We start from the raw sequence: 23,499 nt of genomic DNA on the forward strand, positions 1-23,499 counted from the left end.
CAAGGTGATGTTTTCATCGTATATTATACCCTATAAGAAGGTTCGTCAATCTTTAAGTTTTTTTTGCTTTTTCTCCGTCTTCTCCACGGAATACTTTCGGAAGCTCACATAAGATAATGTTCCCATAATAATACTGCCTGTGGTAATGATAACCCACCACAAAGATGGATCAGCTTCATCTTCCATCATGTTATCAAATAATTGTTCCAAATCCTGTTCTAATTCATTTATTTGTTCCAAAGCCTCTGCACTTTCCATCACTTCTGTCCTGTAATGATCTATATAAGCTATTTGAGTGTCTAGCCTTTGTACATTTTCAACTTTCACATCTAACTTGATGCTTGGTTGAATCACACTGTACTGAGATAAAAAAACATTGAGAGAGCGATGGTAGCTTTCGTGATTTTTGTGTTCAGCAGCGACCTTAACTTCATTGTAAGCTCTCATGATTCTATTTTCCATCTGGGTCCATAATGGCTGATATTCAGACGAAAGAGCATCCACCACTAAACGAAAACTGGTCACACTCTTAATTCTTTCTTCAGTTGGAAGATTCGCACTGTTAACGGATTGTAGTGCGCCATCATATGATAGGGTCACTATTCTTAGTTCATCCATTGTAAATGACTGCTCATGTACAGTAATTGTCGTAAACTCATTGGAAAAATACTCTAGTAATTTCTTTGCTTCCTCGTATTTACCCGCTTTCGTCATCTCTAAAGCCTTATCTGCAATGTAGTCTAACTCTGAAAGCGGAGACTCTTCGGCTAGGATAGGTACTGCATACATCACAAAACAAAAAATGATAGCCCATGCAAAAAAGAACTTCTTCATCCACGTCCCCCCTCATACTCCTACTAAAATGTATGATGAAGTGGACAAGTTTAGACCATCATTCTATTTCTGAAAAGGTAGATCAAGATCTACCTTTTGTTTGCGAAGGGAATACCAATAGGCCAAGCCAATTGATACTAAACTTAGCCAAAAAGTAAAATAACCAATTTCACTGATGTAGAGGTGTAAACTAGAATATATAGGGTATTGCATATACACATAATCGATAATATCATTATGTAAGGTCCAAATAGCGGCTAGAAGTAGATGCCACCCTTTTATTCGGTAAAACGGCGCATAGAGCAGCCCTTGAATCGCCATCGCTCCATGAGAGACAATCAACATATATCCCTGCCAAGGAAGATACCCCGTCACATTTAAGGTCAACAAGTTCATCACTACAGCCCAAACGCCATATTTAAACAACGTGACGATGGCTAACGCTTCAATTACACCCCAATTTTTCCCAAATAAAAAAGCGAAAAGTGCTAAACAGAAAAACAAACTAGCCGTAGGACTATCTGGAACAAACGGAATAAAATAAGCACTCGTTATTTCAAGTTGCGGCATATACCAAATATATCCATATGCCGTTCCGAAAATGTTTATTAACAATAATAAACCAATAAAACGTTTATCTCCTAAAATTGAATATATAATAGTCATCAAAATCACCCTCTGTTTCCAGTTCAAATAGCTAGAAATATAAACCATTTCAAATAATATTTCATCACTCTGTAAAAAAAAGAGCCAGTATATGAACTGACTCTTTCCTCATTATTTTTTCGACATCTCAGATAGGTATTGAGCAAGTTTTTCTAGTTCTTCATCAGAACCCTTGAAAATACCACCCATCATACTACCTTGACCATTCACAGCAATATCTGCCACTTCTTCTGGGTCTAAATCAGCACCTACTAGAGCAGGTCCAGCTACACCTTCTAAGTTCTCACCATGACAGTTAATACAGGTTTGATCTGTGTAGATTTGATATCCCTCAGCTTCTTTATCAACTTCAACTTCAGCGACAATTTTCCCTTGAGCTTTTGCAGCATCCCAATCATGGAATGCTACTGATTGCCATGTTAAGAAAATAATCCCAGCTAGAGCTAATAACATAAAGCCTGTTGCAAAAGGACGCTTCGACGGTTTACGTTCAGGTCCACGATCGATAAAAGGAGCTAACAATAAGCCACCAAAAGCAAGTCCTGGAACAATAAATGCTCCAACTACGTTATAGGGACCTGAAGCAAATGGAAACTTCAGCAATTGATATAGAAATAAGAAATACCAGTCAGGTAATGGAATATAACCCGCATCTGTTGGGTCCGCAATACGTTCAAGCGGCGATGGGTGAGCAATTGTCAAACTTAAATATCCGATTAAGAATACAGCTCCAACCATCCATTCTTTTAATAGAAAGTTGGGCCAGAAGGCTTCTGTTTTCCCTGGGAATTCCGAATAGTCTTTAGGTATGTTCGGTTTTCGTTCTGCTGGTACTCGTGAGTCACCAACAAATTTCATCCCTTTTCCGCGATGCATATTTGTCCCCCTCCTTCATTTATAGATTCATCATTAGTATTGTGGATTTTACTACAATGGTCCTGAAATACCTTGTTTACGGATCATTATGAAATGAGCGCCCATTAATCCAAGTAGTGCAGCCGGAAGGAAGAATACATGAATCGCAAAGAAGCGTGTAAGTGTTTGAGCACCGACAATATCAGGATCTCCAGCGAGCAATGTTTTTACAGCATCTCCAATAAATGGAGTGGCTCCAGCAATTTCTAAACCTACTTTAGTTGCAAATAGCGCTTTCATATCCCAAGGTAATAAATAACCTGTAAAACCTAATCCTAGCATGACGAAGAATATTAATACTCCGACTACCCAGTTTAATTCACGAGGTTTTTTATAAGCACCCTGGAAGAATACACGTAGTGTATGTAAGAACATCATCACGATAACCAGACTTGCTCCCCAGTGATGCATACCTCGGACAATTTGCCCGAATGCTACTTCATTTTGAAGATAGAAAACGGATTGCCAAGCATTTTCAATGTCTGGCACATAATACATTGTTAAAAACATACCAGATAAAATTTGAATTACAGTTACAAAAAAAGTTAAACCTCCAAAACAGTAAACGAATGCCGAAAAGTGATGGGCCGGGTTTACGTGTTCCGGTACTTCGTGGTCTGCAATATCGCGCCATAAAGGCGTAATATCTAGTCGCTCATCGACCCAATCATAAATCTTATTAAGCATGTATTACGCCTCCTTTACGAAATATTGTTTGCCATTGGCTTACCTAAGTATAAGTAGCCGTCACGCACTTCTGTTGGGTATGCATCTAGTGGTCCAAGTGGTGGAGTTCCTTTTACATTTTCACCAGATTTCTTGTACCTGCCTAAATGGCATGGGCAAAAAAATTGGTTTGGGTGCTCTGGATCACTGTTCCAGTTCACGGTACAACCTAAGTGTTTACATACTGGTGATAATGCGATAATTTCGTCTGCTTCATCCTTGTAAACCCAAGCTGATTGTGTAACATCTGATGTGTACCATGCATCTACTTGTTCATACGTAAAATCAACACGTACCGGTTCTGCTGATAAATCAGCTACTTTAAATGGTGTCGCTTTAAAGTCTCCAGCTTCCGTCTTTTTCAAAACGGGATCCACAGCAAAACGAACCATTGGCATTAACATACCAGCAGCCATAAAACCACCAACACCAGTCAGTGTATAGTTAAGGAATTGACGTCTTGATACACGTTGTTTGCTCATCCTTCTTCCCCCCTCTATCGTAAGGTCAGTCCAGCGGACATATTCGCACAAAATATAAAACTAGGACATACTCATGATATATCAATCTTTTCCGAAGGTCAATATAAGACTAGCCAAAATCCATCATTGTGCTTAAAATTATTGTAATCAAGTTCTTTGCCATACTTCGATAAATATTTTAAGCAACGATTTCACTTGATCCTCCATTATAGAACGTTTGTATTTCTCATCCATATCCTCAAGAGGTATTGCTGGAATCCAAATTAGCTTTCCAGATAGCTTGTCCTTAGATTCTTTCCATTCAGGATCACTAGTTACATACATAATATGTTTAAATGGTAATTTTTGCACAGCTGTCGTCCATGATTCTAGAAGATGCAGCTTTTCTTCTTTTCCTATTTCTTGTAAATATGTAACATTTGGAAGCATCAGGAGTCTCCCTTTAAATTGGGTTTCTATTTGTTGAGTTAGAACGCTAACAAACTCCATAGTTGACGCATTTTTCTTCATTTCATCCCCAAAGGTAATCGGAACAAGTGGGAGTACCACCGTATCAATATATTCACTTTCCTTACTAATTTGCTCAAGATCTGCCACATTCCAGTTCATCATTCCACCTCATTTATGTTCATTGCTTTTATCATATCATTTCTCACCGCGTCACACCTAAACAAAGCTCTCCAATAATTAGAGAGCTTTGTTTAGGTGTGACTAGTCTATTTTCTAGCGCTTCAATATCCTAGATTATTTAATTTAGCAGAAAGCTCGCGAAATTTTTGTTCGTCCTGATTATCCAGTGCAAGATCAATTTCCTTCAGTAGTTTATTACGATTAAAGTCTTCCATCACCTTTTTGAGAAATTGCTCCGCCAATAGCCGGTCTTTTTCATTCACCTTCATATATTTCGGCATAAAAGGATTTTCCTCCAAGACTGCCGCGTATTGATACGTCTTCTGAGCTGAGCGAAAATTCAATTGAATATAAATATCTTCATCTCGATTTAAACGAATGTCATGGAAGGATTTCTCAGCATCCGTTGTCATGACGTTTTCTTTATAAAACTTGAATGGAGCTTCATCCATACAATGCGTCGACATGATCAAACCTCTTGGACAATATTGAGCTTCATCAACAAAATGGACTTTTTCCATAAGTTGATCATGACTCATTAAATAATTTAATATCCAAACACATTCTCTTCGCTTCAGTTGATAATGATTAAGAAACCAGCGGATAAAATCTTTCTTCTCGTTGACAGATACAGGGGTGGCCATATTATTTCCCTCCTCTGCATAATTTTTTGGTGGTTTATTGACTAGCTAGTCGTTCTAACAGTAAAGCAATGTTTTCATTCGTAGGATTTTTGGCTTGTAAATCCTCGAATACTTTCTGAGCCTCTGCTTGTAATCCTTCTTCAAGGAGAAAATATCCATACTCTTCAAGGAAATCTTCATTTTCTTGTAAGTCAGTATAGGCTTCTTGGTAATTTTTTAAAGCTTGAGCATATTGTTCTAATGCATGATTCGCTTTAGCATTATCCCATAAAAACTGCGGTACATTCGTTCCTTCTTGATTGACAAGGTTCACAATTTCTAATACCTCTTCGAATTTCTCTTCCGCCAACAGCAAGACATTTAAGGTTAAAGCGGCTTCAATATACTCTGGATCAAGAGCCAATGCGTCTCTAAGATACTTTTCTGCACGATCAACTTTCCCTAACTTAAACGCGATCTTCCCACCATAGAACGATAACTCTTTTTGAAACGAATCTTGCTCGAGTCCTAGTTCTATACTTTGAAGGCTATCTTCTAACTGCTCTTCATGCTCATATGACTTGGCTAGATAAAGGTACACAGAATGATAATCTTTATCTATCTCTAGGACTCGCTTAAACTGCTTGATAGCTCTTTCGTACATACCTGCTTGAAACGCGGTAAAACCATACCCAAACAACATGTTAATGTCTACATGATGATCGATTGCTTTTTCAAAATGAGTGAGAGCTTCTTCAAAGGCACCTCCAGCACTCAACGCTTCTGCCATTCGTTGATGAATATTTATTCCTGCCATCTCAAAAATATTCCTCTTTAGTAATGAATCATATTGGCGAATTGCTTCTAAAAATTTCCCTTGTTCGGAATACAATTCACCTAATGCAAAATCAATCACAGGTTCTTCTTTCAATATACTTTTTGCTTCAACTAGCTTCCGTTCACTTACTTCAAATAATCCTTGCATTTGATAGAGGTCTGCTACAAGGAGAAGCGCTCTTGGGTATAAAGGATCTTCTCGTCTAATAGGTTCTAATTCCATTAATGCTTCTTCTTCTAAATCCATCTCTACTAGCGTTTCAGCTAACATCACCTTTAATTCTGTTTCATCAGGATAAGTCATTAAAAGATCTTTAAGTAAGCTTTTTGTTTCTTCTAAAAAACCTAAAGAATAAAGCTCTTCTGCTAAATCAAATTTCTCTTCGTCAGAAGCTGTTCGAAGGACTTGTTGAAAATACGATTGTGCAGATTGGAGGTCTCCATTATGTAGAGCCTCAGTCATTTTTTGTGCTACATTCATTCTTATAATCCTTCCTATACTTCGGCTATACAAAGAATGCCGGTGTTTTAATTATTATCTCCTGTCCGATCGTTTCATCAGAAAATGTTTGATCAAAGAGCTTAACAGTCTTTTCTCGTAGGACGGTCAAGAGGAGTCTATCATTATCATAATGAATCCTGGGCTCTTCTTCAACTTTTGTGTTTTCCGAAGGATAGTAGAGGTTATAACTAATTTCTCCACCTACTAAAAAATTCCCTCTTTTCGGGTATATTCCAATTTTTTTCAAATATCTAATAGGAAGTGGTCGATAAGCTTTCATTGGTGCAGGAATAAAAGGGATTTTGTCTTTTTGTAGTGTTTTTTGCCAAACGAGCTCTTTTCTTTCTTGGGAGATTGTGTCGTTTTTAGTATTAAAATGGGGAGCAAAAACAATCGGATAACGATCTAATGCTTGTTTTATCCAAGACCACTTAATTTCATTCACTTGCTCATTGGAAGTGAATTGGACGCGAATGATTGGGATTTTATACCTTTTACACTTTCGAACGAAATCAAGTGTCACAATCTCGAATGGACAAGTGATTCCTAATGTATAGTCGATTCCAATTTCCTGTAATCCTTTTCGTGCTTCTTTTAATGTAGATTCCAACTGGTATTCGTACTTAATTGGTAAAAACACGAGGACGGTAGTACATCCTTTTTGGAGGAACTGAGTATTAATATATTCTTGCTTTTCTTGATTCGAAGCTGTTACGGGAAAATTCCAATCGGCCATGGTATGAGTAGGGGTTAACGTGAACGGTTCAAGGTTCATCCTCATATAGCGATAATAAGAATATTCTGGTTGAATTCCTTGTATTCTCCCATTTTGAACTAACATAGACCCACTATATACACGTTCATCTGTGGACCAATTTGCTTTATGAATAATATAGGACATTTTGATCTCACCCCTTCTCTCTTCTTATGACAAGCTATGAGAAGTAGGGAGAAAAAATGCCTCAAAAAAAGACCGACACCATTAATTAGATTGTCGGTCCTTTAAGATTCTATAAATGCTTTTTTTATACTAGTGAATGTAGATCTTTAAAAAAATCGGGATAGGATATAGAGATGGAATCTTCTTTCGTAAGGTGGATGTCTCCTTTAGTAATCAAGGAAGCTATCGCTAACATCATGCCAATACGATGATCATGTCTTGAAGAAACACTTCCTCCGTGTAGCAATGTTTTTCCTTCTATGATCATCCCGTCGTCTGTTCCCCTTATGTTCGCACCTAGTGTGGATAATTCATCTACAACAGCCTCAATACGATTCGTTTCTTTCAATTTTAATTCGGATGCATCCTTAATAATTGTGGTTCCCACTGCTTGAGTCGCAAGCAGGGCAATGACAGGGAGCTCATCTATCAGTGTCGGTATCATATCACCTTCAATTGTGATACCAGATAACTCGGACGACTTCATCGTAATATCTCCCCAAGGTTCTGCTGAATCATCCATCTCATTTTCTGTTATCTCAATTTGAGCACCCATTTGCTTAAGTACGTTTAGGATTCCAGTTCTCGTAGGGTTCAACCCTACGTTTTTCAAGGTAAGATGACTACCCGGTGTAATAGCCGCTCCTACTAAAAAGAATGCTGCTGAAGAAATGTCCCCAGGAACAGAAATCGCTGTTCCTTTTAAAGCTTGACCACCAGAAATCGTTATACTTTTCTCTTCAACATTTCGTTGAATTTTCCCACCGAACATTTCAATCATTCGCTCTGTATGATCACGACTTTTCATTGGTTCAATAATGGTTGTATTCCCATTTGCTTGTAAGCCTGCAAATAGAATGGCAGATTTAACTTGAGCACTAGCAACAGGCATCTCATAGGTTATCCCTGTGAGCCCTCCACCTCTTATGGCAAGAGGTGCGTATTCCCCCTTGTTACGACCATCTATTTTTGCTCCCATTTGTGCTAAGGGGGTGACCACTCGTTTCATCGGCCGCTTCGCAATCGACTCGTCACCAATAATAATTGAATGAAAGGGCCGACCAGCAAGCAATCCCATTAGAAGTCTTGTCGTGGTTCCTGAATTGCCCATATGTAATAGATTCAATGGCTCTATTAGTGCATCAAGCCCATCTCCATATACAACCAGTTTTTCATCATCTTCCTCAATCCTTACACCGAGTTCACGAAAGGCAGCAACTGTACTTAAGCAATCCTCTCCTCTTAAAAAATGGCGGATCTCCGTCTTCCCTTCTGCGATAGCGCCAAACATCACCGCACGATGGGAAATCGATTTATCACCAGGTACCATCACTTCACCTTTAAGACCGTCTAGACTTTTCTTTAATATTATCATTTCATCACCCTTATATTAGATATACATCATACGTTGTATTCCCTTGGATACATGCCGAGGCTTTTTGTCGATCTCTTTCATTTTGAAAACTAATGACTAATATCCCAAAAATATCTTCTCTCGTTTCAACGATACGAATATTCGTTAAACTAATCCGTTCATCTGCTAGATATCCTGTTATCTCAGAAATAATTCCTGGATAATCAGGAACATCAATATAAAGATCATAGTATGCAGGAATAGCCCCTTTTGTAGATTGTGGAAGCTCATCCCGATATTCTTTAGCACTTTGAAAAAACGCCAGTATTTCTTCGTTATTTTCTTGTTGAATTAGGTCCGAAAGTAGGTTCATCTCCTGCTTCCAATTTTCTATGAGCGTTAACAGAACCTGTTTATTTTCTAGCGTGATTTCTTTCCACATTGTTGGGCTCGAGGATGCGATTCTTGTAATATCTCGAAATCCACCCGCAGCGAATCGTCTCGTCAATAAGGAATGTTCAGATTCACTTGCTGCTAGGCGAACTAGCGCCGAGGCAATAAGATGCGGAAAGTGGCTGATAACTCCTGTTACATAGTCGTGTTCTTGTGCAGTCGTTAGGACAAATTGAGCTTTGGTACCTTTTAACCAATGCTGAATCGTTTGAATGGCGGTTGAATTCTCTTCATCTTGAATTAAAATATAGAATGCATTTTCAAATAACACTTTCTTAGCTGCTGTCACTCCAGTTTTGTGAGAGCCAGCCATCGGATGTCCACCAATAAACGTAAATCCTTTGCTCTTTAAAAGAATCGCTTTCTCTAAAATTTGCTTTTTTGTACTTCCAGTGTCGGTTATGATGACATCAGATTTTAAAGAAAGCTGACTAAGAATCTCTATGATTTGCTTCGTTTGGATCACGGGTGTAGCTAAAATAATTAAATCGGCTTCCACTGCGCTACCCTCAATGGTTTCAGCCACTTCATCAATGATACCTAACGCAACGGCTAGTTCGGCATCCTTCTGCTGTGCATCAAAGCCCATTACACGACAAGTTGGATAGGTGTGTTTAATATTTTTCGCAAGTGATCCACCGATTAAACCTACCCCAATGATTAGAACTGTCTTGTTCATAAGTCACCTCTTAGCTATCTGCAATTTGTTTTAAGAACTTTCTTAAAGAAGTGATCACCTTAATATTCGTCTCTTTTCTTCCTACCGTAACGCGGATACAGGTTGGATAACCTAGTGCCGTTCCTGAGCGAACAATATATCCTTCACGTAATAGATACTGGAAGACTTTGTCTCCATTCATTTTTAAATCTATTAATACAAAGTTTCCTTGTGATGGGTAACAATAAAGACCGTGCTCTTTACAAAACTCTTCATACAATTCAATACCTTCAATATTTTTTTGTCTACATGTTTCTATAAATGATTGATCTTGTAAGGCTACGGTCGCTGCTCCTTGGCCTAACGTATTATTATTAAAAGGCTCACGTAAAGGATCAAGTTTGCTTATGATTTCACTTGAAGCGATCCCATACCCCACTCGAAATGACGCCAATCCATAGATCTTTGAAAATGTTCTTGTCACGAGAAGATTTGGAAATCTTTTAATAAAATCCATTGAATCATGGTAGTCGTCAGCTGTCACGTATTCATAGTACGCTTCATCTAAGACAACTAGCACATCGTCTCTAACACCTTCCATAAACCTCGTTAACTCCTCATGGTTGATATATAAACCTGTTGGATTATTGGGGCTACATAGCCATACAACAGCTGTTTCACTATTAATTTGACGTAACATCTCATCAAGATCATGCGCTCCATCCACTAGAGCGACTTCTCTAATCTCTGCTCCTTCTATCATGGCATTATGCTTGTATTGTGGAAAAGAAGGAGACGGCATCACGGTATTCACCTCCGGATGTAACAGCGCCCGAGCAATCATCTGAATAACCTCATCTGAACCGTTTCCAAAAATAAGCTGATTTTCCGATATTTGCAATCTACTGGCAAGTTCCTTTCTTAAGCTAGTTGAAAATCCGTCTGGATAGACTTGTGCAGCCAACTGGGTTTCCTTCAAGAATTTATCGACAAGAGAAGAAGTTCCATATGGATTCTCATTGGAAGCCATTTTGGTGATTTTGCTTAGTCCTAATTCTCGCTTGACTTCTTCGACGGATTTACCTGGTTTATATGCTTTTATATTACTTACTCCTGTTTTCCATTTCACGTCCAAACACCTCATACTGGTTTCTATAACCATTTAGTTTCCATTGTACACACAGGTTCTTTTCAAATACATTTTTGCTAATTAATCTAGTTCTCTGTGCATTACTCTATTCAGGTAAAGATTTCTTTAACGCAGACGAAGAATTGTTCTGAAACCTATACTTTTAACAGGATATACACTGATGAGAAAACAGCCAATGTGTTAAACAACTACTTATTTTTTTGAGATTGCGATCCATCTTATCCTTCCTTTAAAAAAGAAACAATGTTCCCTTACAAGGCGTTCATTTTCACTAAGAGTTGGATTGATTTAAATCCGGTCGAAGTTCCACTGCCCTTTTCAGATATATATGAACGATGTCTGCTTGGTTAGATAACGAATTGACATGAATCATCACGCGAATACATTTCTCAATGCTTCCTAGGACTGGAACTTCCTGCATACACATTACAGGTACAAAACTCCATCCTGGTAATGTTCGTAACGCCTTTGCCGGAAAAGTGGAATTAAGGTCCTTCGTAACAGAAATAAAGACAGATGCCACGTCATCCGCGAGAAGATTATTAGACTCAATCATCCTTGTTAGAAGGGCTGAGGTTGCTTCCAAAACGGAGGTTGCTTGATCCTCTTCAACTGTTATCGCACCTCGAATACCTCTAATCATCCTTCACTCTCCTTTGATGCTTGATTTTATATTTTCAAATGTTTCCTCTAATTGATTCTTATGAATATTATAGACACTCGGAGAACCTATTTCTTTCAACAGGACAAATCTTGGATGTCCTTTTTCTGCTTTCTTATCTAGCTTCATGGTAGAAAATAACGAGTCAAATGGATAATTTGGAATCTTCAAGCTATACCCTAGTTTCTCAATCCACTGGTGAAATTCTTGCAGATCAATAGATAAATCCAGTTTTGACTTGCTTAAATGAAGAGCAAACATCATGCCAAACATCACTGCTTCCCCGTGATTGATGGACGAATAATTCCCTTGTTTTTCGATTGCATGACCAAATGTATGACCAAAATTCAAATAGGCACGAATGCCTTGTTCTCGTTCATCTTGGGAAACAATGTGATTTTTAATTTCTATCCCTTTCAGCAAAACTTCTTCCAGAAAGTCTCCCTTGAATTCCTGTAAACTCTTTTTACTTAGCAATTGTCGATAGAAAAACGGATCGGCAATCAAACTGTGCTTGATCACTTCTGCCAATCCAGAACGAACCTCTCTTTCAGATAGAGTTACCAAGAAGGACAAATCATAAATGACTGCCGATGGCTGATAAAAGTGACCAACCATATTTTTACCGAGTTCATGATTGATTGCGACTTTACCACCAACCGCACTATCATGAGCTAAAATCGTAGTTGGTATGCCGATAAACGCTATTCCACGCATATACGTCGAAGCCACAAAACCAGCAAGATCACCAATCGCGCCTCCACCAAATGCCAGAATAACCGCTTGACGATCTAATTTAGCAGTAAGAGCGGCCGATATCGTTTCCTCATAGACTGCAAATGATTTAGCTTGTTCTCCTTGAGGAACTTTACAAATATGAAAAGGGATGTTAGCCGGGATTTCTCGAACTAGTTTTTGACCGTGAAGTTCAAAAACAAATTCATCCGCAATAATAAAGACTGACGAATAATTCTGATCTTTTAGCACGCATGATATTTTCGATCGAACTCCCTCGCCAATATAAACATCATATTGCTTTGAATCGGTTTGAATAGTCAGTTGAGTCACAGTTTAAAACTCCTTTGCCGATTGTCTATAGTCTTCAATAGACTTTTTTAATACCTGGAATTGATCAGAATTGAATTGACTCAGCAATTCTTTCGCTAATTCAATTGCCACGACACTTTCAGCGACGACACACGCGGCAGGAACTGCACAACTATCACTTCGCTCGATACTGGCTGTAAATTCTTCTTTCGTTTCTATATCAACACTCTTTAATGGTTTGTATAGAGTCGGAATCGGTTTCATCACTCCACGCACGACAATCGGCATCCCTGTTGTCATTCCTCCTTCGAATCCACCTAATCGATTACTTTTTCGAACATACCCCTCTTCTTTACTCCATTCTATTTCATCGTGAACTTCACTCCCAGGTCTTTTCGCCACTTCGAACCCTATTCCAAACTCGACTCCCTTAAACGCATTAATACTCATAATAGCTGAAGCAATCTTTGCATCTAGTTTTCGATCATAATGTACATAACTACCAACGCCAGGAGGCATGCCCTTTACAAGGACCTCTACAACCCCACCAATGGAGTCACCTGCGTTTTTAGCCTCATCTATAGCCATCATCATTTCTTTTTCTGCTTGTGGGTCTAAACAACGCACAGGAGAGGCTTCTGATCTTTGTTGAATTTCTTCTAATGAATCAGTTCGAATATTTCCAGCCTGAACGCCACCAATTTCCGTTACATGTCCAGCTATCTGTATGCCGATCTGAGCTAGTAGAGTCTTGGCTACAGCTCCAACCGCTACTCTTACTGTAGTTTCTCTTGCGGACGAACGTTCCAATACATTGCGCATGTCTCGGTGTCCATATTTAATACCTCCGTTTAAATCCGCATGACCTGGGCGAGGTCTCGTTACAGTCCGTTTGGTTTCTTCTTGATCTGTCGGTTCGATGCCCATTATTTTTGTCCAGTGAGTCCAGTCTCGATTCTCGACGACTAAACAAAGTGGCGAACCTAACGTTTTCCCATGACGCACTCCCCCAACAATTTGAACCATATCTTTTTCAATTTGCATTCGTCTTCCTCGGCCATAGCCTTTTTGGCGACGAGCTAATTCTGCATTAATATCATCAGCAAGCAACGGCATGCCCGCAGGTAAACCTTCAATTATGGTCGTTAATTGGGGACCATGTGATTCCCCAGAGGTTAAATATCTCATTATGCTTTCTCCCTTCAACTCGTTAAAGAATTATGTAACAATATATCATATATTTTATCATCTTACATCGATTTTCTAAAAAAATAAAAAGCTGTGATTTGAATCAGCAGCTTTTTCGAATAAAATATAAAAATATTTCAAGATTGTTTTCTGTAAAAAAAAGTATCCTCAGGTTCGAAACCATATTTTCCTGGATTAAAGATTTGTTCTGTGCTACCTACAAAAAAGACGCCTCCCGGCCTCAAAGAATCATTAAATTTCTTGTATAATTGATCCTTCGCTTCTTCAGTAAAATAAATCATGACATTACGACAAATAACTAAGTCAAATTGTCGATCAAATGAATCTGCTAACAAATTATGTTGCTTATATGTCACACATTTTTTGATGCCTTCTGCCACAGAGAAAAAATCTCCGTCTTGTTTAAAATACTTTGTTTTTATTTTTGCTGGCACTTCATTTAACGAGCGAGAAGGATAAACAGCTCTTTTCGCCTTTTGAATGGCATTTTCATCCAAATCAGTTGCTAGTACTGAAAAGGACGAACTAGGGGCTAGATTAGACATAATCATTGAAATGGTATAAGGTTCTTCTCCCGTTGAACATGCCGCACTCCAGATTTTTATTTTTTTATTTTCACGAAATAAACGTGGAAGGATTTTGTTCTCCAATACTTCCCAACGTTTTTGATTTCGATAAAATTCTGTAACATTAATCGTCATACGATCTAAGAAATCGTTCAATAGTGCAGAATCTTTGCTTAACGCTTGAAAGAAAGGACTAAAAGAATCAAAACCCTTTTTTTCGTATAGAGAGGTTAAACGTCTCTTCATTTGGGCTTCTTTATAAAGTGATAAATCAATTCCTGTTTTTTGATAAATTTGACGAATAAATCCTTCGTACTCGTTAGCCATTGTTATTCCTCTCCTGATACATTTTGGTTCATCTGTTTAAGTATAGCGAAAAAGCGATTAAAAGAGGAGAGATATTTTCATCCAGATAATAATAGAAAGCGCATACAAAAAAGGACTCTAAAAAGAGTCCTTTTTGGCTGTCAGGGTTAGTATACCCACTGATTAATTAGTTTTGTGTATTCTAACGATTCGTTCTCGCCAAAAAATAAACCAAGCTCGCGTTTGGCACTTTCTAAAGAATCAGATCCATGAATAATATTTTTCCCTACTGTAATTCCATAATCTCCACGAATTGTTCCTTGCAATGCTTCTGCTGGGTTAGTAGCTCCCATCATTTTTCTAGCCGTAGCAATAACATTCTCCCCTTGCCACACCATGGCAAACACAGGTCCAGACGTAATGAACTCAACAAGTTCTCCAAAGAAAGGGCGCTCTTTGTGTTCTCCATAATGCTCTTCAGCTAACTCTTTTGAAATGTGCATTAATTTTGCACCAGCAAGTTGAAAGCCTTTATCCTCAAAACGAGAAACGATTTCACCTATTAATCCTCTTTGTACACCATCAGGTTTGACCATAAGAAACGTTTGTTCCATAATAACTCTCCACTCCCTATATGTAAGTAGGCTGCAAGCAACAGCCCACGAAAATAGTAACACTGATTAAAGCATTTGGCAACGGTTCCATTTGAAATATTCTAATATTTTCGTTTACCTATGAATAAAGCAATATTTCTCAGAGATTTTGTCGCTTTAATATTGGGGAGCTGATTCAATTCTTTTAACGCTTTTTGCAAATATTGATTACTTAATTGATAGGATTTTTCAATTGCACTCGAATTCTTAATTGATTGAAGGACAAATTCAAATTCTTCTTGACCCATTTGTTCATGTACCACTTCGACTTCCTTACGAATAAAAGGATTCTCCATTGCATAAAGTGAGGGCAAAGTTACATTCCCTTGAAGCAAGTCACCACCGGCTGGCTTTCCGAGCTCCTTTTCAGTTGAGGTAAAGTCCAATATATCATCTGTTATTTGAAACGCCATTCCCACAAAATAGCCAAACCGATACAAATGTCGAGATTGTGTAGTCGATGCACCTGTTGCTATTGCACCTAATTGACAGCTTACAGCAATTAGTAAGGCAGTCTTTCTTTTAATTCGACGTAAGTAATCTCGTAAATGTTGATCAAAATTATACTTGTCTTTGATTTGAGCAATTTCTCCAATACACACCTCAACTATAGTTTTCGATAGAATTTGGTGAGCTTCAATTGAAGGAATTCTCGTCATAAACTCAAGAGAACGGGCAAAAATATAATCTCCTGTATACATGGCAACACGATTATCCCACTGGGCCTTAATAGTCGGACTTCCCCGCCTTAATTCAGCGTCATCGATCACATCATCGTGGACTAGAGAGGCCATATGTATAAGCTCAAGTGCAACCGCCACATTCTTCACTTTTTCAATGTCGTAATCCCCGAATTTAGCTCCTAACAACACAAAGACCGGTCGAATTCTTTTTCCACCAGCTTGAAGTAAGTGAAGAGATGCTTCATTCAATAAAGTGGCCTCTGATTGAATGGCGTTTTCAAGCTCCTTTTCAATTTGTTCTATATCCGTTTTAAAAAACGAATACATCTTTGCTAATTTCATCACATTCACCTAGCTTAGTCGTTTTTCTTCCTTCCGATATGCATCGCCGCCACTCCACCTGTAAAGGGTTTAAAGTAAACATCTTGAAACCCAGCCTGTTCAAATAGAGAAGCTAACTCTTTCATACCTGGAAAATCCCTTGCCGATTCTTGTAACCATGAATACTCTTGATAGCTTTTCGCAAATAGCTTCCCAAATAAGGGCATAACAAAACGGAAATACAAATAATACGTTTGCTTAAATCCCAACATGGTAGGCTGAGATGTCTCCAAGCAGACCGCTATTCCCCCAGGTTTTAGTACACGGTTCATTTCTTTTAACACCTGTAAATAATCTGGGACATTCCGAAGGCCAAACCCAATTGTAACGTAGTCAAAAGCATTATCTTCAAAGGGAAGCTCCATAGCATTGCCGTGAATCAGAGAAACCTGATCCATAGATAGTGCCTCTACCTTTTCTTGTCCTATACTTAACATGTTTTGACTAAAATCTAATCCAACCACATTCCCGCCTTTCCCAACGACTTCACCAAGGGCAAGCGTCCAGTCGGCTGTTCCACAACAAACATCAAGGGCAGAGCTACCTGGTTTCACATTCATCTTTTTCATTGTTTCTTTCCGCCATCGTTTGTGTTGTTGAAAACTTATTAAGCTGTTCATCTTATCATAATTTCCAGAAATTTTTTCAAATACATTATGAACCTTTTGTTCTTTTGAGTGCGTCATATCAACCTTCCTCTACATACAAATTCGTTACGATTTTAGGTTGTTTCGTACGGGAGAACAACTCTTTCACGAACGGGTTTTGCACAGTATGATTTCTCCACTGAGAATAAGTGGTTTCTTCAATCAAATCTATTTTTTGATTTATTTCCTTAATTAAATCCTCTTTATCCGCTTGTGTCAATTGAGCTAAATTCGCCACTTTATCAGGATGTAAGTTTCCTTTTACATGATAAAATAAAGCTGAGTGCTGATTTTGCATAAATAGTTTTTTTTCCTTCTCTAACCTCTTTCCTAACAGGTAGTCACTTACATTACCGATAAGGTCATCTGCTTTGAAAAATGAATAAAACGATTGAATTAACCCAGCTTCTACTAGTTTTAAACTATTATACGTGTCTTCTATGCTCAAAAGCTCGCTTTGATAAAGCAGAATTTTATTTTCATTTACGATTTTTATTCCCGAAGCAAGCGCTTTTATTAATTCGATATTATTCATATTGGCTAAAATTTGATAGTACAATCCACTAAAATAGTCTCCCGCTAACACCGTTAGTTGACGGTTAATCTGGGTTTTTTCTTCCTCTACCGAAACACTATCATGGGTAGTCAAAGCAATTTCAACCAACATTGTGGTCGAAATAAATTTCATCTCTTCCTCTCCAATTTCCCCCTCAAAGGGCACCATTAAAAGTTTAAGCTTTTCTTCATCTATTGTATAAGTTCCTAAATACTTTTTAAGGAATGGATGAATGAGCTGTTTTCCAATATAGTCTTTAATGGTCTGCATATTTGTAGAAAGCGACATAACCTTGAATCCCCATTTCTTCACTTATGTATCTTTGTTATTAAAATCTACCTGAAATAAAAGTATTTTTTTAGTGCGATTAACTAAATCTTTTAGTTAATTGCTGCTTAATTCATCCATTAATAAAACTAATCGAAACGCTCCACCTTTCAAATAGGTGTAAAAAGGTATGTATCATTTTTTTGAAATGAATGCCTTGACCATTATAACATAGTTTAGAGTAGTACTGCGAATTGTAAAAAGATGTAAAAAGCTGCCTTTCAAATTGAAAAGCAGCTTTTTGTCCTATTTTTTTGCTTCACTTTTGATATCACCAAAAGAAGTCATGATCGTTGATTTTCCTCTCACCTTAACCGCGGATGTATGATCCGTAAATTGAGCAATCATGACTTCCCCTTCATCCAGTTTTTCAGAATGATGAAACCGGGTATCAGTCCCTCTAGTTAACCCGATCACATTTACCCCATCTTCTTCTGCTTTAATTACTATATAATCACCAGTCTGGTTTTTCATGAAAACCACCTCATCATTCTTTAATTCTTAATAAAAGAGAGGATTTCAGAGCGTGCATGTGCATCTTCTTTGAAGCTACCTCTTACAGCCGTTGTAACGGTTTTAGCACCAGGTTTATTAACCCCACGCATTGTCATGCACATATGCTCAGCTTCTACGACTACCATCACACCATGTGGATCTAATTTTTCCATGATTGAATCTGCAACTGTAGACGTAATGCGTTCCTGTAGTTGTGGTCGTTTCGCAACTGCCTCCACTGCTCTTGCAAGCTTGCTCAGTCCTGTAACCTTACCATTTCGTGGAATATAAGCGACGTGGGCATGCCCATGGAATGGCACCAAATGATGCTCGCACATTGAATAAAACGGAATATCTTTGACTAATACAACTTCTTCATGATTTTCTGTAAAAATTGTGTCAAAGTATTCACGCGGATCAATTCTTAAGCCTTGGAATACTTCCTCATACATTTTCGCCACTCGTTTGGGTGTATCAAGTAACCCTTCTCGGTTAGGATCTTCACCCACTGCTTCTAAAATTAAGCGCACCGCTTCTTCTATCTGTGTACGATTCACTTCCGCCATCTTTTGTCCTCCTGTGTCTCTATCTAGTTGACCTAGTTTTCTTGTTTGGGATCAGATCATTCTTCCGGCAATCTTTGTTTAATTAATGGTTTTGTTCTTTAACCAAATTCCTATTGACGATCCACTCCCGACAAGCCCAAATATTTATAGTTTTTATGTAAATTCAGCTTGAACGGGATTAAAGATTATCTTAGCATAACCCCAAAAACATAGCAAAAGAATAGGCCACCCATTCCCATTTGATCTCCATAAGAAAAGTAAATTTATCGTACAGAATAATTGAATGACATATTATTCAATGGGGGAAAGTTAGTAAAGAATCTTCATATGAGAAATCATAGATTGCAAAGGACACTATTTCAGTTTCAGCTTCTTCCGTTTTGAAGCATATAAGCCACAAAGATTTTATATCTTCTTACTAGCTCAAACATTATTCATTACTATTTGCCTATCCAAATTTTCATTTAAAATGAAAAAAGCATTTCTCTTTCAAAGGCTGTTTTCGTCAGGAATATTGCTTTTCACATTAGTCTGTTAATCACATTATAGACAGGTTTCTGGATTTTTTTCGTATCATTTGAGAAATAGTCACTGCTTGAATAGATAGAGCAATCAAAGTTTTGGTTCATTTACTACAAACCATACGAAAAGATCCTGTTCAAAGCACGTAAAAAAGGCCACAAAATGTGGCCTTTTTTCCTAAAAGGATATGTAAAAATTTATTTTACAGCATCTTTAAGGGCTTTACCTGGTTTGAAAGCAGGTACTTTGCTAGCTGCGATTTCAATTTCATCACCAGTTTGTGGATTACGACCTTTACGTGCTGCACGCTCACGTACTTCAAAATTACCAAAACCGATAAGTTGAACTTTATCACCGTTTGCTAGTGCGCCTTGAATTGATTCAAACACGGCATCAACTGCTTTAGTTGCATCTTTCTTAGAAAGTTCACTTGCTTCAGCTACTGCATTAATTAAATCTGTCTTGTTCATGCCATTCACCTCCTCCCAAATAATAAGAGTCGTATAGAAATCTTTTATTTGTTACATTAGTGAACAAATTGAGCGAATATTATACATACAAATGTAGAAATATCACGCCAGAACTTTGTCGAATGGTTATTCAACAACAATTCTGTTAAAAGATTATCACATTAAAATAGCTATAGCAAGAATAATCCCTGATTTTTTGGGAATCTTTACTTATAAATCCGTCTTTTTTCGACTATTTTTGATATTCACATACATATTTGATATTTTTTCACTCCCCCTGACCAATATAGAAGAACAACTTCAGCTGTTCTTCTATATTGGTTTAGGCAATAAATATTCTGACGTAACCGTTCGTCGGTTATTTTCTCCCTATGTTATTCGACCCTAACCTTAAGAGAAACAACCACCCTCATCCCCTTCATGGTGAATTTTTTCATACACCATGAACTCCTGTCTATCGACTTATGACCTTGAGAATTGAAGTCTGGAGCCGACACTTATCTTACTCCACTAAATTCATCAAATCAAAAGGCTGTTTTCGCAAAGTTTGTTGCTTTCCTATCAGATTATCATTTTTAATATAGCTTTGTTTCGAGCATCATTTCGTTTATTATTGATGAAAATCAACGGTGAAATGCAGGATGTAGTCAAAAATCAGGTGAAATAGCCACAATTTATACGAAAAGAGCCTATCAAAAAGACCATTAAGAGAAATTCTCTTAATGGCCCTTTTTTATAAAATGATTGCGATCAATCCACCTGATCCCTCATTGATAATTCTCTCCAAAGTTTCTTTTAGTTTATAGCGTGCATTCTCTGGCATTAAAGAAATTTTGGCTTGAATGCCTTCTCTGACGATTGAACTCAAACTGCGACCGAATATATCTGAATTCCAAATGGAAAGCGGATCATCTTCAAAATCCTGCATGAGATAGCGAACTAATTCCTCGCTTTGTTTTTCTGTGCCAATAATCGGAGCAAACTCTGATTCAACATCCACTTTGATCATATGAACGGAGGGAGCCACGGCCTTTAACCGAACCCCGAATTTGGATCCCTGACGAATGATCTCCGGCTCATCTAAGCTCATATCGGCTAAAGAAGGTGCTGCAATACCATAACCTGTTTGTTTGACCATTTTAAGAGCATCAGATACTTGATCATACTCTGTTTTCGCATGTGCAAAGTCCTGCATAAGCTCCAACAAGTGATCTTTTCCACGAATTTCTACGCCAACAATCTCTTTCAATACTTGGTCATATAACTCGTCTGGTGCATATAAATCAATTTCAGCTACCCCTTGCCCCATTTCTATCCCAGCTAATCCAGCACTTTCGATAAACTCAAATTCACTAAAGTGGTGAACAACTCGATCTACGTCCCTCAGTCTTTTTATATCTTTGACTGTTTCTTTGACAGATTCTTGGTAACTCTCTCGTAACCAATGATCTTCTTTTAGTACCATTACCCAACTCGGGAGATTTACGTTCACTTCTAGTACTGGGAATTCGAACAAAGCTTCGCGTAATACAGCTAATACATCCGTCTCCCTCATACTCTCCACACTCATCGCGAGGACAGGTATATCATATTTTTCTTGTAACTTAAGTCTAAATTCCTCTGTCTCGGGATGATAAGGACGAGCGGAGTTGACGACCATAATAAAAGGCTTTCCTACTTCTTTAAGTTCTTCAATGACTCGTTCTTCAGACTCAATATAATCTGAGCGTGGGATGTCTCCAATCGTTCCATCAGTCGTCACGACAACACCTATCGTAGAGTGTTCCTGAATCACTTTCCGCGTCCCGATTTCCGCCGCTTCATGAAACGGGATTGGCTCTTCATACCAAGGAGTGTTAATCATACGAGGGCCATTCTCGTCTTCATATCCTTTGGCTCCCGGTACCGTGTATCCTACACAGTCAACTAATCTTATATTTACATCGAGTCCGTCCTCTACATGTATGGAAGCTGCTTGATTTGGAACAAATTTTGGTTCTGTCGTCATGATTGTTTTTCCTGCTGCGCTTTGAGGAAGCTCATCTTGTGCCCGAGCTCTTTCTGACTCGCTCGCAATATTGGGAAGCACAACTAATTCCATGAATTTTTTAATAAATGTTGATTTGCCTGTTCGAACTGCTCCTACAACGCCTAAGTAAATATCCCCACCAGTTCTCTCTGCAATATCTTTAAAAATATCTACTTTTTCCAAGAGTTTCCCTCCCATCGTTATCCTCTAGGACATTTCATCCGTGTATATTACTGAACACTATATATCTATGATGTTGTCCCAATTTCTTATGACTATGATTATGATTTTTTTTACCTTTTATGCTTATTTGTTTTTGTATTGGCATAAAAAATATCCCTTCCCCTACAATATATTTTGCAGGAAAAGGGATAGAACTAATTTACTTGAAAGTCTGGTTCGTTTTTTTCATTTAAAACATAGGGAAGGGAATAGGCAGGGACAAAATGTGAGTCCTGTACTAATAGAGGGCGAAGATCTTCCCCTATTTCATACACTTCCGATGGATCTTGTAGTTTTCGAAAAAGATCTTGTCGATAATCAACAAAAATGTCTCCGTTTCCTGTGATAACAAACGGTAAATTATTCTCAGAATAGGGACTCACAACAAATGGGTCTTGTTTATATCCAAGCTTAGAGAAATCCAGCGTATAAACATTATCTCCTATTTGCTCTTTGAACGGTGGATATCCTTGCGAGCGAATTCTAATTGAGATTTCCCGAATTTTCTCAGCGATTCTAATATCGAAAAGTTTCACCTTTGGAGCGTCCTCAACATCAATTAACACATATTGAAATACTCCGCCTTTTTCATAGGCATTTCCAGGAGTTGAAGCCATATATCTAGGAACAATTTTCGAAAAATCAATAAGATATTTTCGGTAAATAGGCGTTTCATTCTCTTTTGTTTTAATCGGAATTAATCCATTTTCATCCTCTCGATATTGATTGACAGCGGCTTGTACAGACTGTATTTGTTCTTCATAGGGTATTTTATTTTGGGCTAAGTCACCTTCTGGGTATAAACAACCTGATAACACGACCACTACCATAAGGGTAGGGATTATTTTCAAAAAACGTTTCATCTATTTTCTCCTTTGATTCTTTTTAACCTGTTGGACCACTAAATACAATAAAAATCATCATCAGCCCACCAGTAATCATTAAAAAGTAAGCAATAAGGGCAGTGAAAAATTTAAGGAATTTTGATGATATTTTATATCGACTAAAATAAATGATCAAAATGGAAAAGAACATAAAGCCCATTGAGGCAAATGAAATCCACATTTTTGTCATTGATGTCATGTGTATGTACCCCTTTCTTATATCAATTAGTATTATATCAAGACTAATTTGCAAAGTTCAATTAGAAAAGCGCAAAGCACTTGGGGTTCTAAATGAAACTTTTTTTCTATGTACACATTCTTTACAACAGACTGTTTTCTCAAAGAATGTTGCTTTTCGAACAGGAAAAGAACCCTTACTTTGTATAACTTTGCGCCCTCTTTCTAATGAATAAAATTTTTCATTCCAATGGTGAAAATATGAAATAATCCCAAAAACCTTACTGCTCTTTTTTCAGGAGCAACAATATTTAAGAAAAGTACCTTA

General features: G+C 37.8%; 26 protein-coding genes. All 26 read right to left on the bottom strand.

Annotated elements, in window-relative coordinates:
- Positions 1–45: 45 nt before the first annotated feature.
- The 26 genes from ypjB to U8D43_RS04145 all read right to left on the bottom strand — a co-directional run bounded on the left by ypjB (position 46) and on the right by U8D43_RS04145 (position 23,193).
- A complete protein-coding gene (gene ypjB / locus U8D43_RS04020) occupies positions 46–834 on the bottom strand; it encodes a sporulation protein YpjB (protein ID WP_335869702.1) in 789 nt (262 codons plus the stop codon).
- 63 nt (positions 835–897) lie between these two features.
- Positions 898–1,500 (bottom strand): lipoprotein heptaprenylglyceryl N-acetyltransferase LhaT, encoded by a 603-nt coding sequence (lhaT, locus tag U8D43_RS04025; RefSeq protein WP_335869703.1) that lies wholly within the window; start codon positions 1,498–1,500, stop codon positions 898–900.
- Between the two features lie 111 nt (positions 1,501–1,611).
- On the bottom strand, positions 1,612–2,376 hold the full coding sequence (locus U8D43_RS04030; protein ID WP_335869704.1) for a menaquinol-cytochrome c reductase cytochrome b/c subunit: 765 nt from the start codon (positions 2,374–2,376) through the stop codon (positions 1,612–1,614).
- Between the two features lie 51 nt (positions 2,377–2,427).
- Positions 2,428–3,102, bottom strand: a complete 675-nt coding sequence (gene qcrB / locus U8D43_RS04035; protein ID WP_335869705.1) for a menaquinol-cytochrome c reductase cytochrome b subunit — start codon at positions 3,100–3,102, stop codon at positions 2,428–2,430.
- A 14-nt stretch (positions 3,103–3,116) separates the two neighbouring features.
- Entirely contained in the window at positions 3,117–3,623 is a 507-nt protein-coding gene (locus tag U8D43_RS04040) for a QcrA and Rieske domain-containing protein (RefSeq protein ID WP_335869706.1), read from the bottom strand.
- A gap of 147 nt (positions 3,624–3,770) precedes the next feature.
- On the bottom strand, positions 3,771–4,232 hold the full coding sequence (locus U8D43_RS04045; protein ID WP_335869707.1) for a YpiF family protein: 462 nt from the start codon (positions 4,230–4,232) through the stop codon (positions 3,771–3,773).
- A gap of 122 nt (positions 4,233–4,354) precedes the next feature.
- Entirely contained in the window at positions 4,355–4,897 is a 543-nt protein-coding gene (locus tag U8D43_RS04050) for a ReoY family proteolytic degradation factor (protein WP_335869708.1), read from the bottom strand.
- A gap of 34 nt (positions 4,898–4,931) precedes the next feature.
- Complete coding sequence (locus U8D43_RS04055; RefSeq protein WP_335869709.1) at positions 4,932–6,194, bottom strand: tetratricopeptide repeat protein; 1,263 nt, start codon at positions 6,192–6,194, stop codon at positions 4,932–4,934.
- Between the two features lie 25 nt (positions 6,195–6,219).
- Positions 6,220–7,116: a hypothetical protein gene (locus tag U8D43_RS04060; protein ID WP_335869710.1), complete on the bottom strand. Its 897-nt coding sequence runs from the start codon at positions 7,114–7,116 to the stop codon at positions 6,220–6,222.
- 124 nt (positions 7,117–7,240) lie between these two features.
- Positions 7,241–8,530, bottom strand: a complete 1,290-nt coding sequence (aroA, locus tag U8D43_RS04065) for a 3-phosphoshikimate 1-carboxyvinyltransferase (RefSeq protein ID WP_335869711.1) — start codon at positions 8,528–8,530, stop codon at positions 7,241–7,243.
- 10 nt (positions 8,531–8,540) lie between these two features.
- Positions 8,541–9,641, bottom strand: coding sequence for a prephenate dehydrogenase (locus tag U8D43_RS04070; RefSeq protein ID WP_335869713.1), 1,101 nt, complete (start codon positions 9,639–9,641; stop codon positions 8,541–8,543).
- Positions 9,642–9,651: 10 nt separating this feature from the next.
- A complete protein-coding gene (hisC, locus tag U8D43_RS04075) occupies positions 9,652–10,749 on the bottom strand; it encodes a histidinol-phosphate transaminase (RefSeq protein ID WP_335869714.1) in 1,098 nt (365 codons plus the stop codon).
- 292 nt (positions 10,750–11,041) lie between these two features.
- Positions 11,042–11,413 carry a chorismate mutase gene (gene aroH, locus U8D43_RS04080; protein ID WP_335869715.1) on the bottom strand — a complete coding sequence of 124 codons (372 nt, stop codon included), beginning with the start codon at positions 11,411–11,413 and terminating at the stop codon, positions 11,042–11,044.
- 3 nt (positions 11,414–11,416) lie between these two features.
- Positions 11,417–12,499 (bottom strand): 3-dehydroquinate synthase, encoded by a 1,083-nt coding sequence (gene aroB / locus U8D43_RS04085; RefSeq protein ID WP_335869716.1) that lies wholly within the window; start codon positions 12,497–12,499, stop codon positions 11,417–11,419.
- 3 nt (positions 12,500–12,502) lie between these two features.
- Positions 12,503–13,666, bottom strand: a complete 1,164-nt coding sequence (aroC, locus tag U8D43_RS04090) for a chorismate synthase (RefSeq protein ID WP_335869717.1) — start codon at positions 13,664–13,666, stop codon at positions 12,503–12,505.
- A 137-nt stretch (positions 13,667–13,803) separates the two neighbouring features.
- A complete protein-coding gene (locus U8D43_RS04095) occupies positions 13,804–14,580 on the bottom strand; it encodes a CheR family methyltransferase (protein ID WP_335869718.1) in 777 nt (258 codons plus the stop codon).
- Positions 14,581–14,726: 146 nt separating this feature from the next.
- Positions 14,727–15,173 carry a nucleoside-diphosphate kinase gene (ndk, locus tag U8D43_RS04100; protein WP_335869719.1) on the bottom strand — a complete coding sequence of 149 codons (447 nt, stop codon included), beginning with the start codon at positions 15,171–15,173 and terminating at the stop codon, positions 14,727–14,729.
- Between the two features lie 101 nt (positions 15,174–15,274).
- Positions 15,275–16,237 (bottom strand): heptaprenyl diphosphate synthase component II, encoded by a 963-nt coding sequence (hepT, locus tag U8D43_RS04105; protein ID WP_335869720.1) that lies wholly within the window; start codon positions 16,235–16,237, stop codon positions 15,275–15,277.
- A 14-nt stretch (positions 16,238–16,251) separates the two neighbouring features.
- Positions 16,252–16,962, bottom strand: coding sequence for a demethylmenaquinone methyltransferase (locus tag U8D43_RS04110; protein ID WP_335869721.1), 711 nt, complete (start codon positions 16,960–16,962; stop codon positions 16,252–16,254).
- A gap of 1 nt (position 16,963) precedes the next feature.
- Positions 16,964–17,767 (bottom strand): heptaprenyl diphosphate synthase component 1, encoded by an 804-nt coding sequence (locus U8D43_RS04115; RefSeq protein ID WP_335869722.1) that lies wholly within the window; start codon positions 17,765–17,767, stop codon positions 16,964–16,966.
- Between the two features lie 285 nt (positions 17,768–18,052).
- Complete coding sequence (gene mtrB, locus U8D43_RS04120; protein WP_335869723.1) at positions 18,053–18,280, bottom strand: trp RNA-binding attenuation protein MtrB; 228 nt, start codon at positions 18,278–18,280, stop codon at positions 18,053–18,055.
- A 20-nt stretch (positions 18,281–18,300) separates the two neighbouring features.
- Positions 18,301–18,867 carry a GTP cyclohydrolase I FolE gene (folE, locus tag U8D43_RS04125; RefSeq protein ID WP_335869724.1) on the bottom strand — a complete coding sequence of 189 codons (567 nt, stop codon included), beginning with the start codon at positions 18,865–18,867 and terminating at the stop codon, positions 18,301–18,303.
- Between the two features lie 719 nt (positions 18,868–19,586).
- Entirely contained in the window at positions 19,587–19,859 is a 273-nt protein-coding gene (gene hbs / locus U8D43_RS04130) for a non-specific DNA-binding protein Hbs (protein WP_335869725.1), read from the bottom strand.
- 733 nt (positions 19,860–20,592) lie between these two features.
- The gene (gene spoIVA, locus U8D43_RS04135; protein WP_335869726.1) at positions 20,593–22,071 is read right to left on the bottom strand and encodes a stage IV sporulation protein A; all 1,479 of its coding nucleotides are present in this window, start codon (positions 22,069–22,071) and stop codon (positions 20,593–20,595) included.
- A 194-nt stretch (positions 22,072–22,265) separates the two neighbouring features.
- Complete coding sequence (locus U8D43_RS04140; RefSeq protein ID WP_335869728.1) at positions 22,266–22,973, bottom strand: YphF family lipoprotein; 708 nt, start codon at positions 22,971–22,973, stop codon at positions 22,266–22,268.
- A 22-nt stretch (positions 22,974–22,995) separates the two neighbouring features.
- Entirely contained in the window at positions 22,996–23,193 is a 198-nt protein-coding gene (locus U8D43_RS04145; protein WP_335869729.1) for a DUF2768 domain-containing protein, read from the bottom strand.
- Positions 23,194–23,499: the final 306 nt, after the last annotated feature.

The organism is Bacillus sp. 2205SS5-2 (assembly GCF_037024155.1).
Lineage (GTDB): Bacteria > Bacillota > Bacilli > Bacillales > Bacillaceae_K > Bacillus_CI.